Origin of the sequence: Thalassomonas sp. RHCl1, from assembly GCF_947387555.1 — a bacterium.
Taxonomy (GTDB): Bacteria; Pseudomonadota; Gammaproteobacteria; order Enterobacterales; family Alteromonadaceae; genus Thalassomonas.
Genome location: NZ_CANDNZ010000020.1, coordinates 16,219 through 32,843, shown reverse-complemented (window position 1 = coordinate 32,843; position 16,625 = coordinate 16,219). Strand labels below are relative to the sequence as shown.

Genomic DNA, 16,625 nt, shown 5'->3' with positions numbered 1-16,625 from the left:
AAGGGAGCAAATTTTGCACCAAAAAGTAAATTTCGTTCTCAATCCCGGGCGAAAAAAACCAAGACATTGTCTTTCATGGGATTAATTGTATTTCCCTGAAAAACCAAACCGATTCAGGTTTACCCGGAGGAAAGAAAAAAATGACGAAACAGCGAAATATTTGCCGAATAAAATGAAAATACAGATGAAACAAATGACGGATGCGCAAAAGATAAACCGCGGGAAGATTAAAACAGCCGAACCCACAGCCGCTCAGGCAAAACTTAACTTCACTATGTACTTACAACAGGCTTAATACCAGCTGTCGGCCACGGCGTAACCACTGTTGCGCCAAGGGCTCACTGCCATGATCAAAACGGACAAAAGCCCTGCCCCCCAAGCCGCTGACCGACAACCCCTCAGGTAATACCAGATCAATTTGAAACATGGCTTGTTTGCTGTTTATTGCACCATCTTCTCCCCGCTGCACCACAACTTTGCCTCCCCCCTCTACCGATAAGGCCAGGCTGGGCAACTGCTTGCTGCCCGCAGGCGTCATTTTAAGAATTTGTGTGTCGATGACCTGATTGAGGTCTTCGGCAAGCCGGATCTGCACGGTATTATTTTTTTTCCGGACCAGGCCTATATCTGACTGGGAAACCACGGCTCTGATGATAAGATGCTCAGGACTGATAACATAACCAATCAGCTCTCCCTGCTGCAAGTATTGCCCGGCAAGTTGCTTATCGCCGGGCAAGACAAAAACACCTGACTGCCCGCTTTTTATACTAAAGGCTGACTTTTGCTGCTGAAGCTGTGCCAGTTCAGCCTCAATGGCCGAAGCTTCTTCGCTGATGATCTCAAGCTGCACCGGCTGCTGTTTTAACGCTTTTTGCCGTTCAATTTTCAATAGCTTCAACTTAGCTTTAAGTACGGCAATATCTTTATCCAACACCGCAGATTTCATCTCCACCAGGGGAGTATCGGCTTCAACCGGGGTGCCGGAAGCAAGATAGGCCGTCTCAACAAAACCTTCACCCGGGGCATATATTTGTGCTTGCTCGGGTACCCAGACCACCCCTTGGGCAAAGCTGGTATGGGGAACGGGAATAAAAAACAAGGCACAGGTGAGCACAGCTATGATACCTGTCATCGCCGTCACGGCTCTTATCCTGTGCCCGGCCAGTTTCTCGCTGGCCAGCAGGAAAGAAAATCCCCGCCATAACGGCAGTAAAATTTGCAGGCTGATGGCCCATACGGCCAAAATCACGCCAACAATTAAATAGTCCTTGAGCAAAAATAATACGATCACCGTCAACATAAAAAGCCGGTAAAAAAAAGCGCCAAAACCATAACAGAGGAACCAGCCCCGCTCGCCGCTAGCCGTAACCGGTGATTGGGCCTGGGGGAAAGCAAACAGGTAACGTTGCAGCAAATACAGGTAATAACGGGAAGCGCGGCTGGCAAGATTCGGGATCTCAAGCTGATCCTGCAAGATAAAATAACCGTCAAAGCGTAACAGAGGATTGGCATTAAAAAGCACGGTTGAAATGGTGCCGGTCATAAAGGTAAACAATGCCGCCTGGCTGACAATCCCCGGCTCCACCGCCAGATAGACAAATAATCCCAGGGCCGCCAGAAACAACTCCGCCATGATCCCCGCCGCCCCCACCAGGATACGTTTTCTTTTTTCCCGAAAGGTCCAGGCAGAAGAAGCATCAACATAAGGTACCGGCATAAAAATGAGCAAAGTGATCCCCATGTCATGTACTTCGCCCCCCCAAAATTTCACCACAAAAGCATGGGCAAATTCATGGCAGGCTTTGATCAGGGGATATAACAGCCACAACAGCAACAGATTTTCAACCGTCATAAGGTCATGACTGATGGCCTGGGAAAGCCTGGTACTATTGGCCAAAGCAAGCATTGCCGCCAGTAAAACAACCAGCAGCCAAACCAGAAAAGCCGTTTTCGACAACAAAGGGTTTATCCAGCGGATAGCCGCATTAAGGAAACGGTCCGGGTCAAACAAAGAAAAACGCAGCGCCAGCGGATTCAGCAATTTTTGCTGCCAGCGGTGATGACGGGCCTGCTTGTCCTGTTTGAGCATGGTTTCCACCGGGACAGACAGCTCCCCTTTAAGGGCATCTATGGCATGTAATTGCGCCACCAGATGCAGCATATCTTCCCGGCTCAGCAGGCGTTTGTCCAAAGTTTGCTCATCCGGCGGCGCAGCTGCGGTGACTTGTTCACCCGAAGCCAGGGGCAGCTGCTGCCAGACTTCTTCCAGGGTGCGCCGGCCGTCAAGGCGGCCGATCACTTCATAAGCCAGGGCATTAAAACGTAAGTGCCGCCCCTTGGTGAGATCCCTTAGTACAAACCAGGACTCTCCCCGGTAGCACTGGGGATAAACCTGAATATGCGGGGCCAGGCAAAACTTCATGCCTTTGACCATAGGCCAGTTGTCCCCCTGACCGGGCTTGCTCACCCCGAGACCCCCAGTGACCAGAGCCATAAGGACAAGCGCTCTTTCAGCTCATGGGTCCATATCCACAACAGCTCCCTCTGGGCTATGGTAATTTTAGCCACCCCCCGCATACCGGGGCGTAACAATGAAGAAGGTTGCTCCAGCTGGGCCTGGACCCGAAAATAATTATAACCGTCACTGCTGATCGCCACCGGGATCACCTTTTCCAGGGTGATATTAAAACGGGTATCGGGTAATGCCGTCATGATCAAGGTACCGGTCTGCCCCGATTGCAAACGGGCAATATCATGTTCATCCACTTCAAGCACCACCCGGTAATGGTTCAGAGGCGTCACTTCAAACAGCACCTGACCCCGGGTCACAGGCGAGCCCTGGGCCTGGTCTAAATCACCGCTGAGCACGATACCGTCAAAAGGCGCCTTTAACCGGGTACGGGCGATTTGCTCATCAACCAATTGCATTTCAGCGCTTACCTGATCGAGCCGGGCCTGTAAAATCCCCAGCTGGGCGCGCTCTCGCTCGGAAAAAGCCTGCTGATACTGTTTTTTCAGCTTATTAAATTCACTTTGCCACTTCTGCCGTTCCAGTTGTAGTCGGCTGTCATCCAGGGTGGCCAGCAACTTGCCTTGCTCGACCAGGTCGCCGGCACTGACCATACCTTTTTTAATAAAGCCGTCCTGCGGCGCCACCAGCAACTGCCGGACCTTGCCCTGCAAGGTGGCGGAAGCTTTAACTTCAAAAGCCCCCGTGAGTTCAGAAAGGCCAACCAAGGCGACAAATAACGAGAGCAGCATTATTTTCACCTTCAGATAACTCAACCCCAACACACGCCCGACAGAGAAACGCAAGGCGACCAGCGTTTTTTTTAACCAGGATGCTTCATGCTTCATCCTGAGTTCAAAAATGGGTCCAAGCAAGCGGCTCACCGTTTCATACAGGGCCTGCTTTTCTTTACTTAATGCACTCTTATTGCCAAGCTCACAGCTAATGGCCCCGATAGCACCGGATTGCCCGATAAGCAGCCGGGTATAAACCGCTTTATTACCCTGCTGTTTCGCCAGCCTGGCATGTGCCTGCATCACAGCACTTGAAGACGTGACGCCCTCACAGTACGCCAGGGACTTGCCCTGATCTATGGCTTCATTCATCACCGCTTCAATTTCCCGGATAAAATCACGCTCCCGTTCAAAATGGGCAATATGGGACAAAGCCACCAAACGCGCAGACAGACCATAACAAAGACCGATACTGACCCGCTGGCAGGCTAGTTCTGTGGACAGGACATTGGCCGCTTCGAGGGCCGCCGCTTTGACACTGCCATGAGCGAGCACACCGTGAAGTAACTTTAAGATGATGGCCGAGTGCTCCCGCCGGGAGGCAACCTCCTGCCTGAGCAAAGATTCCAACCACATCATGCCCCATTCAAGTAATTGCATCACCGCATGACACTGGGGCTTAGAGCGGGGAGAAATCGCCAGGGCAACAATCACCGAAGGCTTTTCATCTACCATTAACGGACAGGCAAGCAAGTCACAGGTTTGTCCCTGATTACTGGTATATTCCTGATTAAAACGTATACTGCTTTTGCCCGACGCCTGGCTTAAACAGGCAACTTGCTCAAGCAATACCAGGTTAGCACCGCTTTGGGGATATTGTGCCAACAACTCCTGCCCCGGCTTTGAATGTTTTGTCGGCAAAAATATCCCGCCGCACAAAACCCCGGATACCATGCTCGCTTGCCAGTTCAGCCAGTTAAGCGCCAGGACTTGTAGTTCACTCAGAGAATTATCGGGGCCGGCAACAGAAGCCGAAAAAGGACTAGCCGCGGAAGAAGTGTCTTGTGTTGACTCTGACGCCAGAGATTCTGATTCAGGGGGGGAAACAGCTTCGAACGCGCCACTCTCCTTGTCCGGATCCTTAGCATCATCTTCTGCGGGAGTCTTGACCAATGGGCTCGTTGTTTCCATAAAAAAGTAATTCTTTCCTTAGGATCTATCAATAATTACGATATAAGACTCGCTTTTTGTCAAGTATAGAGACACTCTCTTACAATAAGGTGCCCTTGTTGTCCGAAAGCAAAATTTATTTCAGTTTGCCCGGATGGCGCACCTTGAGATCAGATAAAAAACTTCAGAGTGATTGCTAAAAATTCATTTAACACTTCGACGTTTTGGCATGCCGGATTAAGGACTTGGCTATAATCCGGCTCGGGTTAAGGCCCTTTATCAAAAATAATATTTACGGTAATATCCAGTGAAAATGCTCTATTGTTCGCACGTTTCAGGAGAGCTTTTCACTGGTAAAGCTTCCCGCTGCGGGTAAAAAAGGCCCCCTTTATTTACCCTAAGCCGCCGGCATCCGTCTTATTGTTGCCACATGGAGATAATATGGCCGACATCGGCATTTGCCCGGCCGCTCAGTATATCCTGATAAACACTGTCTATCTCATCCTCGCCCCGGCTATAGGCTATCCCCAGCACAGATTGGGCAAATGCCAGGTAACGCATCAGCGCTTGTCCTAAAGATGTCATCAACTGCTCCCGCCCCCAGTCTTGCGATCTTTTTTGTATCTGGCTCGGGGCAAAAAAGAAAGTCGGTTTAGCACCGGGTAAATCCCCTCCGGTAAACAACGCATTATGATGAGTGGCACCGATGCGACATGAATAGCGTAATTGATTGTTAAAATGTTGATGGATTTGCTTAAGGATTTTGCCGCTGCCAGCCATATCCACCAAAATGGATGCTTTAGTGGCATCCAATGAAGTTATTTCATCGTAACTAATCACCTGATCATAACAGCCTAAGCTTTCAACAAAGGCCCTGTTGGCCATAGAGGTAATGCCCAAGGCTGGCAGTTCACCCCTTTCACGCACGGCAAAAGCCAGGGCAATGCTAGTTTTACTTGAGGCACTGGTGATCAGGTACTGACCGGCCGAGAAATACTGATGATCGAACATAAAATCATCCACCAGCCAGGAAGTGGTAAACAATCCCCGCAGCAGCATTTCGTAATCTTCATTCTCTTCACGGTAAAACGGATTAGCCTTTACCCGCTCAAAACTGGCGTAAACGGGTGCCAGTTCGGCTCTGTGCGGACTCACATCAGTAAAGCCAAAGGGGGTTATTTTACCGGCGGTGATTTTTACATGGCTGGCCATTGGCAAAAAGCCCCACACCCGCTCCCCCGTTTCGATCCCCCGGCAATTAGAGGCAATCACCTCGGCAAAGCCCATCGCGGGGATTCTGCCCCAGTTATCTTTTGCAGGAAAAAAGCGCCAATAGCCCAAACTGTCTCCTGTGAGGGCATAACTGATGTTATTGGCGGTCAAAGCAAATTTATCGACTTTGAGCAAGAGCTGATCCGGCCCTAAATCCTGATCAACATCCTGGCGGGTAACCCGGGTTTTTGTCAGCTGAGTTTTATCGACTTCAAATGTCCGTGTGCTGATAACCGTCATAATAAAGCGCTCCTTGTTTTATTTGTCCTGCTTAAAAAGTGAAAAATATCATGATTCATGGTTTTCCCTTTACTTGCAAGAGCTTGCAAGGAGTTACAAGCGCCTTTATTTTCTGCCCGCTCTTTTATCTTGGCAGATAAGCCACCATCACCAGGCAAAACACCGCGATTAACGCAAACACTTTACTGAAAAAGCGCAGGCGGCTGCTTTTATTTTCCGGGTGTTTTAACGCCAGCGGCATACCGCAATGACCACAGTTTTTTTCATCGACGGCATTTTCTGCCAGGCAATATAAGCACGGCACCGTATTCTCAGTATTCACATTGCACACCTTATGATAAGTTGAGTTTCATTCATGCTCACCGTTTTGCTTATTGCGCCGTCAGCTGGTGGTATAGCTGGGGCAGGCGCACCGGCAACTGTGAAGGTTTCATGATCACGGTAAAACCGCTGCTGCCGAAGATATAAGGCAGATAGTCGGCGGCGTCCTGATCTATGGTAATGCAAAAAGGTTTTATGCCCTGCTGTCTGGCTTCGAGGATTGCCTGACGGCAGTCTTCGATACCAAAGCGCCCTTCATAATGATCGATATCGTTGGGCTTGCCGTCGGTGAGCATCAACAGCAGCTTTTGCGTCGACTGCTGCTCAATTAAAAGCTTGCTTGCCTGGCGCACCGCCGCCCCCATGCGGGTATAAAAGCCGGGTTTTAATGCCTGGATGCGTCCCCTGACCTGATTGCCGTAGTTTTCCCTGAAGTTTTTCAGCACGCTAAAGCGGACATTCGAGCGTTTTACCGAAGAAAAACCATACATGGCAAAATTATCGCCGCTTGACTGCAACGCTTCGCCAAAGAGCAGTAAACTGTCTTTAACCACGTCAATGACCCGGTTATCGTCATCTAAATAGGCTTCGGTGGACATGGACAAGTCCGCCAGCAACAAACAGGATAAGTCGCGGAAGTTACCGCGAAAACTCTGATAAAGTCCGCGATCTTCGGCTTTGGATACCTGACTTTGTACATAAAAGTCAAGCCAGGCATTCATATCTACCTCTTCCCCCTGGGGTTGGGATTTGAGCCAGTAGCGGACACTTTGCAATTGCTCAAACTGCGCCTGTATGGTCTTGGCGGTGTTTTGCAGGTGCTTGGGCAAACCTTTAGGAGTCGCATCTCTTGGCAACATAGGATGCAACAAACACCTGTCCGGCACCAGCTGATTGCTGCGATAATCCCATTCCGGCAGCTTACAACCGGGGCCAAGGGGAATATCGTCTTCACTGGCAGAGGGCAGATCCAAGTCCATTTTTATCGCCGAGCTTTTTTGTGTTTGCTGCCTGGATAAGGTAATTTTATCGAGATCTTGTGCCACGCGGTCATTATCTTCATCATCACTGTCATCAAGGCCGCGGTCCATTTTCGAAAATTCGCTCCAGCTAAATAAGCTCTCTAGGCGAAAAATCATCATGCCATCCCGGTTATTGCCGGCATCGCTGCGTTCGGCTTTTTTACGGGTGTTGATTTGCTTTTCCTGTTTTGGCTTTTTGCTTTCCTGTTCGTCTTCATCGGCGCTATTTTCCAGAAAAGGCGATGCCTGTAATGAAATAACTGAGGCCGGATACAGCCATAGCAATACCGCTTTCGGGGCATAATTAACCAGAGGAAATACCTTCACTGAGCCGGGCTCCAATAAGGCACGGTTAATGGCAAACTCCATTTCCCGCTCTTCCCGGGGTAATTTCCCCGGATCGCCGCGTTGGGCAACAAAGGTTTTTGCCAGGCGCTGGTATCTGGGTTTTAATCCCGGATATTTTGTCAGCACATCCAGCACCAGCTGCTGGTTATCCAGCCCCCAGTGCTTAAAGCGGCCGTTATGCTGCGCCGCCAACACCGCCAGCCAGATATAAAGATCCCGGTTAAGCTCAGTGTCGGGGAAAACTGCCAGCGATTCGGGCAAGCGCAGGCTTTCATCGTCTTGCCAGGCCAAACTGATTTGCTGGTTAGCGCCGGAAATTTTTTCCAGCAAAGAGCGCCGCACCAGATAATCCCGGCCACTCGCCGCTTCAACCCGTTTAACACCTTCGCCGCCAAGGGCCCTAAATACCAGGGACACCGAATGACTGATATCGGCAAACTTTACCCTGGCCTCTTCGTATTCGCTTGACGCCTTGCGGGTGATAAACTTATGCCAGATTTCCCCTACCCATTCTTCCATCAGTACCTTTACCTGATTATGCTACCTAAAGGCATGCTAACAAAGGCTAAAAATCCCCGCCGTGATTTGAATCAAGCTAAATCCCCTTATCGGTAAATTTCCTCTCCCTTTACTTGTAAAAACCGGCACAGACTTTATTTTTGTTGCCGGATATGAAAAAGTAAGGCCAGAGTTTTGCAGTATGGGATTGCTATTGGATGGATGTTACCCGCAGGTTTTCTTTCTCACCCCGCCTGGGCGTTATCTTGCTTTTCACTGTGCTGCTCTGCGCCTGCACGGTAACAGATCAGCAAAAACTTGCCCGGGCGATACTCTCGGACAATCCGAAAACACACCTTAAAGGGTACCTCAAGGGCAAAGGAAAAACCTACAGCCAGTCTCCCGGACAGTTAGTCAGCGATCTCAACACCTTAGATGCCAGCATTAAAGAATTCGCCGCCATCATCATCGCCATTTGGGGTAAAGAGCATGCGCCGGTTGCCGGGCGCAAAAAGTTAGTGAAATACGGCCACGGCTATCATTCCAAGGCGGAGGTCGACTTTGCCAAAGGCCTGGTCAGCGTTGAAACCATTGCCGCCAGCAAGCCCCTGGAACAGCTGAAACAGGCGATAGTCACCACTTTACTCACTGACGACAACCCGGCCCATATCGATTTATTTTCCGACAGGGAGCCGATCATTTCCGGCAAACCCTATTTATTTAATCAGGTACTCGATCACGACGGTCAGGCTATCGCCTATTCCTGGCGCGCCAACCGCTTTGCCGACTACCTGATCAAACACAAATTGAAAAAAACCGTCAGGAGCAAGCAGCAAATCTATGGCGTGGAAATCCCTATGGTGGGTTCTCATCATCAGCTGCGCAAACAAAAATACGCCCCTTATGTGCTGGCTGCCGCCAATAAATACCAAATAAAACCGGCATTGATTTATGCCATTATTGAGACCGAAAGCAGTTTTAACCCCTTTGCCGTCAGCCGCGCCAATGCCTACGGCCTGATGCAAATCGTGCCTGCCACCGCAGGCAAAGATGTTTACCAGAAGATCAAGAAAAAGCCCGGCATGCCAGGCAAGCAAACCCTGTTCAGCGCCCGGGAGAATATCGACATCGGCACCGCCTATTTGCATATTTTATCCCAGCAATACCTGAAAAATATCCGCAACAGCCAGAGCCGGCATTTTGCCATGATTTCCGCCTACAACGGCGGCGCCGGCAATGTCTTTAAAACCTTCAGCAGCAACCGGGATCATGCCAAAAGCCGGATTAATACATTGCTGCCTTGGCAAGTTTACCAGCATTTAACCATGGAACACCCCAAGGCCGAAAGCCGGCGTTACCTGCAGAAAGTCACCCGGGCGGAAAAAAGCTATCAACTATGATCTTCATCTGCCGGTATTGGTTTTCGAAAGGCACTGAACTTGGGCAAATCATCGCAAAGCGTTATCCAGGACACTTTAGAGCGGGTAAAAATATGGGCATCCGGGGTTAAGGGCGCCCCGGAGTCTAAGGTGGCGATGGCAATCTCTACCGTGGACGCTTCCTCGTTATAACGGGAAATAAACACCATGCTGGCGCCACAGCAGTTGCAGAACTGCCTGATGCTGCCGTTTTCCGCCCGGTAGCTGGTTAAATGCTCCTGGCCGCTGAGCCAGTGAAGGTTTTCTTTTTCAACTTCAGCAAACGTTGAAAAAGCCGCACCATGGAATTTTTGGCACATAGTGCAATGGCAATGGGCGATCACGGGTAAAAACTCGCTCACCCGGTATTGTACCTGTCCACATAAACAACTGCCGGTATAGTTTCCTTTTTCCTCTGACATTTCCCCTCCTTTGGCTTAGCTGGCAATAGCTGTGCCCAGGCAAAAGTATGATCAGCTTAAGGCAATAATACCAGTAATATTCCCAGGGAAAATCCCCATCTTGACGACATCAAGTTATAACGAAAAGTTAACTTTTTTATGGCAATTAGATCGATTTGTTCTAATTATCAGGGTATCCACATGTGAAACAAAACGATATCTTGATAGCAGATCCCAGGGAAGGTTTCATAAAAAGCCTTGGGGTAAGGGTGTTTTATTATTAACATTAACTTAAGTACCAGGAATATTTTATGTTGAAGTTTTCATACTTAAAATCGGTCAAACGTCTCTTTTCTTCACTTGTTATCACCATCTCATTTATATCTTCTGCGGCATGGGCAGATCATAAATCAACCGAGGCACCATTGCTTATCATCGGCGCCTCTTATGCAAATGCAACAACCCCGTTTTTCAGTGATTTACAGGCCCCTTTAGCGGGCACGGCGGTCAATTCAGGCACTTATCTCTCTCTCGGCAATGCCCTGGTAAGAGAAAGAAGCCTGTCGGGACATGTCATTAACGAAGCCCAGGCCGGCGCCACCAGTTTTACCCGTCTCGGCTGTTATCCGGGACCTGAATGTGTCGGTCCCGGTTGGGACAGTTACGATATCCAGTTTCAAAAGGCCCTGGCCCGGGTATCCACAAGGGATAACGTCAATGCCAATTACCTGGTGATCGTTAAGGGCAACGACTGCATGCATCCAGATGCCTTCGGCATTGCCATGGAATTAACCATGGAATGTAGTGAAGATCAGATGAATGCCTCTATTGATAATCTCATTGCCGTCGGCAAAAAAGCGCTGGAAAAAGGCATCACCCCGATTTACGGCTATACCCCCGCTTATGAAAATTTAGAGCTGGAGCTTTTTCGTACCGCCCTGGGCTGGCCCTGGATCATAGGTGAAGAAAGCTACAATGCCTACCGGGACCTCTACCGCAGCCGATTGGAAAGCGAAATGCCAGAAGCTATTGTCGTTGATTTCTGGAAAGGTTTTGAACATATGGGCGATGGTCTGCACCCCAGCAGAAAAACCGTCACCCGTGCCGCCAAACGCATCGCCAGAGCAATCAAGCGTCATCAAAGAACGTTTTAAGCGCTAACAGCTAAACGCAGGCATTGGCTATACCCTTCCAATGCCTGCCCATGTCAGCTCCCGTTGACTACTTTTTCTCCCCCGCCACCGGCGTTTCAATCGCAGCAATATCCACCAGATTCCACTGACGGCCTTTATTGCGAAAAATACGCTTTTGCAAATCCGGATAATCGGCAACATCATGTTCCAAACGCTGGCCGACCACGATACACCTTAACAGTTGAGTGCCGGTATTTTTCAGGCTATGGGCCTGGCCCCCTGCCCGGTAACCGATAAAATCACCGGCCTTTACCCGGCTGATATCATCGCCAATCCTGGCCTCGGCTTCTCCGGCAAGAATATATACGCATTCTTCTTCAAAAAAATGCTGATGAAACTCGGTGGACTCAAATCCCGGCTGGATCTCAATAATATGAAAACCTATGCCGTTTAAACCCGTCAGATCGCCCAGGGATTTATTGCGGCGCACCGCTTTGTTATTGAGAAAATGCGTTTTCTCTATCCCGGGATAGTCGTCAATTTCTTCTTTGGTGACTATATACTTGTCCATTAACAGTACTCCTTACATTCAAATGGCAATCAAGGCGGGCAGTTTTTATTACGTCAAAGTCAGCACTAGACTTTATGGCCGGCTTCAGTTTCCGGCTCATTCCCGCTTTCATTGCCAGACTCATCCCCAGGTTCATTCCCGGACAAGAGCACAGCCAACCAGCGACCTTCGGAGGAACTTTCCAGGGCAATTTTTACTATCATGGTTAAAGGTACAGACAATAACATGCCCACCGTGCCTAACAGCCAGCCCCAAAAGATTAACGATAAAAATACCACCAAGGTAGAAAGGCCAAGGCCCCTGCCCAAATACCTGGGCTCCACCGCATTGCCCATCACGGTATTGATCATCAGGTAACCTAAACCGATAAGTCCGGCACTGCCCGGTCCGAGCTGTAATACCGCTAAAGACATTGCCGGTACCGCCGCAATAATAGAGCCGATATTGGGAATATAATTAAGTAAAAATGCCAACACGCCCCACAGCAGGAAAAAGTCCAGACCAAAAGCCCACAGCATCACAGAAACGCAGACCCCGGTGGCGATGCTGACCAGGGTTTTAATCGCGATATAATGGTTCACCGAGGAAAGGAACTTATCGATTTGCTTCAGGCGCATTTCGGGATCGTCCAGCGCCAGATGCAGCTTTTTCGGAATACCTGAGGCTTCAAACAGCATAAAAACCACCGTCATGATGATCAAAAACATATTGGCCATCACGCCTCCCAGGCCGCTGAGCATATCCGCCGCCAGGCTCATGGCCGCCCCCGGGTCAAAGTACTCCACCAGCACTGCAGAAGAAATCTGAATATTGTAATTGGCAAGTTTTTCCGTCACCCAGACAAACTGCTCTTTAAGCTGCGCCCGATATTCAGGTAACAGCAGGGATAATTCATTCAGGGAGTTGCCCACCAGGCCTGCCAGGGAAAGGGCGATGGTGACAAACATCAGGATCACCAGCAGTACGGAAATCACATTGGGAATTTTGTATTTGCTGGCTTTTGCCACCAGGGGATTGCAGATAATGGCGATAAAAACCGATAATAAAAACGGTACTAAAATATTCGCCGCGGTTTTAATACCCGCGAGAATAATAAAAAGGGCGGCGGTCACCAAAAGCGCCTTAACGGTGCTGCTGTTTTTGCTGGTTAATCCCATAAATAGACTTTCTTTTGTTCTTAGTTTTAAAGCCCAAACTATACGCTAAAACGCCCTAAAAGCCGTAATAAATTTTGATAATTAATTCATGACATTGCACATTTTTTTACCGAGTAGGCCCAAGCTTTGTCATAATTAAAAAGATTAAGCCCGCAGGCAAACAAAATAGACTAAGCTCGTTACTAACACAGGCAAAGGTGCAATGATATGAACATCCTGATCACCGGGGGCACCGGCTTAATTGGCCGACATTTTATTAACAAATATTTGCATCAACATCACTTTACCGTCCTGAGCCGGCAAATACATCCACAATTGTTCAGCAGTGAATTGCCAGGAGACGCAAAAGAACACCAGGGTAAAAACGACATTGTCTTGATCCAGCATTTACAAGGCTTTGAGAACCTGGATGCCTTTGATGCGGTGATCAATCTGCAAGGAGAATCACTGGCAGATACCCGCTGGAGTGAAAAGCAAAAGCAGCGCTTATGTCAAAGCCGCTGGCAAGTCACCGAACAGCTTTCGCAATTGATCAACCAATCCACCTCCCCGCCGGAGGTTTTCCTTTCCGGATCTGCCATCGGCTATTACGGCCGCCAGCAAACTTTTGATATAGGTGAAAACTTTACTGATTGTTATCCGGAATTCAGCCACGACTTATGCCAGACCTGGGAAGAAAAAGCCCTGCAGTGCCGGGAAAAGACCCGGATTTGCCTGCTACGTACCGGTATTGTCTTAAGCAAAAATGGCGGCGCCCTAGCGAAAATGCTGCCGCCCTTTTCTTTTGGGCTGGGAGGGCCGATTGCCGATGGTCGTCAATTTATGTCCTGGATACATATAGACGATTACTGCCAGGCGCTGAATTACCTGCTGCAACAAGAGAACATCTCCCAAGCGGTAAACTTGACCGCGCCAACACCGGTTAGCAATAAGGAGTTTAGCCAGACATTGGCAAGCCAGCTGCACCGTCCCTGCTTTATGCCGATGCCGGGCCCGGTATTAAAACTGCTGATAGGGGAAATGGCTGAACTCTTGATCCACGGCCAGCATGTGGTACCGAAGAAATTACTTGATGCAGGTTTCACCTTTGAATATCCGACATTAGAACAGGCATTGGCGCAGTTGTTAGCCAAATAACGGCAAAGGGTAAGCCGGTTATGCTCACAAATAATAAAGGCTTGCCGCAGCAAGCCTTTATTGATTTAGTTACTAAGCCAGTAATATAGCCAAGCTATGCAAATTACATGGTGCGCCGGATCAGGGTCACACTTGACATATTAAGCAAACGCCAACAGCTGAGCATGCCCACCAAGCCGACAAAGAGGCCACCGGACACAACCCCCAGCCCCCAGTATTGGAAATGCAGACTGGCGCTCATCTCAAATATCCGGGTTTGTAAAAAGTACACAGCGATCTCCATGGCGATACTGGCCATAAAACCGGCAATAGCTCCCAGGGCAACAAATTCAAACAAAACACTGTTCCTCAGTAAAGTGCCTTTTGCCCCCAGGGTTCTTAAAATAGCCACTTCCCGCTCCCGCTCTTCCATGCTGGCCTGCACTTGGGCCACTAACACCAGGGAACCTGCGATCACCACCAGTACCAGGATAAACTCCACCGCCAGTGATACCTGTTCAATCACGCTGTGCAGCTGACCTATCATGACATCAACATCTATCATGGAAATGGTCGGATGCTGCGCCATAAAGTCTTGCAGGGCTTGATCTTTTTCGTCGGGTATATAAAGCGATGAAATATAGGTGGCAGGGAAATCGGCCAGCACGCCCGGGCTGAAGATCATAAAGAAGTTCGGCTGCATCGACTGCCAGTTCACTTCACGGATGCTGGTGACAGGCACAGTGAAAAATTCACTGCCGAGCTGGAAGGTCAAGGTATCGCCGACTTTAAGCTCTAAACGCTCGGCCACCCCCTGCTCAACCGAGACCTGGGGCTGTTGGCTTGACCCTGCACCGGACTTAGCCCACCAGCTGCCGTCGATAATATTATTTTCCTTCGGCAATTGCTCGCGCCAGGTCAGGTTAAGCTCACGGCCGACACCACGCCTGCCGTTATCCGACGCCTTATCTTCTTCCTTGGTAACTTTTTGCGCGACTTTTTCTTCATTAATTGCCGTTAACCTTCCCCGTACCACCGGATATAAGCCACTGGTTTTTAAACTGTGTCTGGCAACAAAGTCATCAACCTGGGTCACTTCAGGGCCACTGACGTTGATCAAAAAGCGGTTCGGCGCATCCTGGGGTAATTGCTGCTGCCATTCGCTCAGCAAAGCACTGCGGATCACCACAATCAATAACAACAACTTAATGGCTATGGTAAAACTTACCAGCTGGACACTGTTTTCTTTTGCCCGCCGTTTTAAATTCGCCATCGCCAGGTGCCAGGATTTACCCGCCTGGGTACCGGCAACCCGACCGGCACTCATCAGGCCACGGCCAAAGAGCACCAGAATACCCGCCACCAAAATGCCGCCGATAAGCAAGGCAAAACTTAACAGCAAATCTTTGCTGAACATAAACAGCAGGGTAAACAACGCCGCCAGCGGCAAAAGATACTGCCCGCCTTGTTGTACTCTTTGTTTAAAGGAAAGTGAAGTAGTATTGTCAGCGCCGCTATCAGACTGTGAAAAGCCGCGGATCACCGACAAAGCCGGTGTCGCCACCAGATGTTTTAACGGCGTCACTGCAAAGGCAATGGCGCAGATCAGCCCGGTAACACAGGAAATCAGTAGCGGATACCAGCTAAAGACAAAATCATTTACCGGCAAAAAGTCCTTCACCGCATATAAGCCACCCTGTAATAAGGCATATCCGAGCATCATACCGACAAAAATACTAAAAAGACTCAACAGGCCCCAATGCAGACAATAGAGTTTCTGGATATGCGCCATAGACGCCCCCATGGCCTTAAATACCGCCACCATAGGCTGATGCCTGTGGCTGTAACGGCGGCTGGCGACGGCGACCGCAACGGCGGCAAGAATAATACCCAGCATACTGGCCAGAGAAAGGTATTTTTCGGCGCGGTTCAGGGCATTGGCGAGCGGCGACTGCCGTGACTGGATATCATACCAGCGCTGGGTTTCGTTCACTTGCGGTTTAATCCAGGTCTCAAATGCTTCAACCGCATCTTTCTCGCCGGCAAACAAATACTTATAAGTTAAGCGACTGGCCGGCTGTATCAACTGGGTGTTACCGATATCCGACTCATTTAAAATAATCGCCGGGCCATTGGTAAAGACACTGAAACTGGCATCGGGAATTTGTTCGATAATACCGTCAAGCACAAAACTGCTCACGCCTATCTCTATGCTGTCCCCCATGGTCAAATCCAGGGCGGATAATACTTTCTTTTCCACCCAGACCTTACCGGGCTCAGGCGCATTGCGGCGCTGGTTCACTAACTTATGCTGCGGGAAAGAGATCAGCAGCTCACCTCTGAGCGGATAACCATCGGAAACCGCCTTAAGCTGAGCCAGCTGCATCTTGTCGCCGGCAAATACCATGGACGACATCAATAACTGCTTGGCATTATCAAGGCCGAGTTGTTCACTTTTGCCGATAATAACGGGGTCTACCTCGCGGCTGGTTTGCAGCACCCGATCTGAGGCAATAAAGCTGGTGCTTTTATTGAGCAAAGCCTGTTGTATCTGCCCGGAAAAACCCGACAGGGAAAATACCGTGGCCACCGCCAGCACAATCGCCAGGCAAATAATGGTGAGATCACCCCGGCGCAGCTCATGCAGCAGTAAACGTTTTGATTGCCTGAACCAGACAGCATTAAAAATATTCATAGGTCATTGTTTTCCTATCA

The 16,625-nt window shown here is 49.5% G+C and carries 12 protein-coding genes; 3 read left to right on the top strand and 9 right to left on the bottom strand.

From position 1 onward, the window contains the following. Positions 1-280 precede the first annotated feature (280 nt). The 5 genes from QL234_RS29420 to QL234_RS29400 form a co-directional block, all read right to left on the bottom strand. Complete coding sequence (locus QL234_RS29420) at positions 281-2,494, bottom strand: HlyD family efflux transporter periplasmic adaptor subunit (RefSeq protein WP_281561303.1); 2,214 nt, start codon at positions 2,492-2,494, stop codon at positions 281-283. Then, positions 2,464-4,434: an HlyD family efflux transporter periplasmic adaptor subunit gene (locus tag QL234_RS29415; RefSeq protein WP_281561302.1), complete on the bottom strand. Its 1,971-nt coding sequence runs from the start codon at positions 4,432-4,434 to the stop codon at positions 2,464-2,466. The genes QL234_RS29420 and QL234_RS29415 overlap by 31 nt, the downstream gene beginning before the upstream one ends. A 396-nt stretch (positions 4,435-4,830) precedes the next feature. Further along, positions 4,831-5,925 carry a DUF2855 family protein gene (locus tag QL234_RS29410; protein ID WP_281561301.1) on the bottom strand — a complete coding sequence of 365 codons (1,095 nt, stop codon included), beginning with the start codon at positions 5,923-5,925 and terminating at the stop codon, positions 4,831-4,833. Between the two features lie 124 nt (positions 5,926-6,049). Further along, complete coding sequence (locus QL234_RS29405) at positions 6,050-6,247, bottom strand: DnrP protein (protein WP_281561300.1); 198 nt, start codon at positions 6,245-6,247, stop codon at positions 6,050-6,052. Between the two features lie 49 nt (positions 6,248-6,296). Next, on the bottom strand, positions 6,297-8,135 hold the full coding sequence (locus QL234_RS29400; protein WP_281561299.1) for a VWA domain-containing protein: 1,839 nt from the start codon (positions 8,133-8,135) through the stop codon (positions 6,297-6,299). A gap of 197 nt (positions 8,136-8,332) precedes the next feature. Here QL234_RS29400 and mltC point away from each other — a divergent pair, with 197 nt between their 5' ends. Continuing rightward, the gene (gene mltC / locus QL234_RS29395) at positions 8,333-9,514 is read left to right on the top strand and encodes a membrane-bound lytic murein transglycosylase MltC (protein ID WP_281561298.1); all 1,182 of its coding nucleotides are present in this window, start codon (positions 8,333-8,335) and stop codon (positions 9,512-9,514) included. Here the strand turns inward: mltC and QL234_RS29390 are convergent. Continuing rightward, the gene (locus QL234_RS29390) at positions 9,505-9,954 is read right to left on the bottom strand and encodes a GFA family protein (RefSeq protein ID WP_281561297.1); all 450 of its coding nucleotides are present in this window, start codon (positions 9,952-9,954) and stop codon (positions 9,505-9,507) included. The genes mltC and QL234_RS29390 overlap by 10 nt on opposite strands. A gap of 290 nt (positions 9,955-10,244) precedes the next feature. Here QL234_RS29390 and QL234_RS29385 point away from each other — a divergent pair, with 290 nt between their 5' ends. Next, positions 10,245-11,087, top strand: coding sequence for a hypothetical protein (locus QL234_RS29385; protein ID WP_281561296.1), 843 nt, complete (start codon positions 10,245-10,247; stop codon positions 11,085-11,087). A gap of 67 nt (positions 11,088-11,154) precedes the next feature. Here QL234_RS29385 and QL234_RS29380 read toward each other — a convergent pair whose 3' ends face one another. Together QL234_RS29380 and QL234_RS29375 are read right to left on the bottom strand one after the other, a co-directional pair. Next, a complete protein-coding gene (locus QL234_RS29380) occupies positions 11,155-11,637 on the bottom strand; it encodes a cupin domain-containing protein (RefSeq protein ID WP_281561295.1) in 483 nt (160 codons plus the stop codon). 65 nt (positions 11,638-11,702) lie between these two features. Beyond that, positions 11,703-12,794 (bottom strand): AI-2E family transporter, encoded by a 1,092-nt coding sequence (locus QL234_RS29375; RefSeq protein ID WP_281561294.1) that lies wholly within the window; start codon positions 12,792-12,794, stop codon positions 11,703-11,705. A 207-nt stretch (positions 12,795-13,001) separates the two neighbouring features. Here QL234_RS29375 and QL234_RS29370 point away from each other — a divergent pair, with 207 nt between their 5' ends. Then, positions 13,002-13,931, top strand: coding sequence for a TIGR01777 family oxidoreductase (locus QL234_RS29370; protein ID WP_281561293.1), 930 nt, complete (start codon positions 13,002-13,004; stop codon positions 13,929-13,931). Positions 13,932-14,034: 103 nt separating this feature from the next. On the opposite strand, the gene QL234_RS29365 is transcribed toward QL234_RS29370, so the two are convergent. Continuing rightward, positions 14,035-16,605 (bottom strand): FtsX-like permease family protein, encoded by a 2,571-nt coding sequence (locus QL234_RS29365; RefSeq protein ID WP_281561292.1) that lies wholly within the window; start codon positions 16,603-16,605, stop codon positions 14,035-14,037. Positions 16,606-16,625 lie beyond the last annotated feature (20 nt).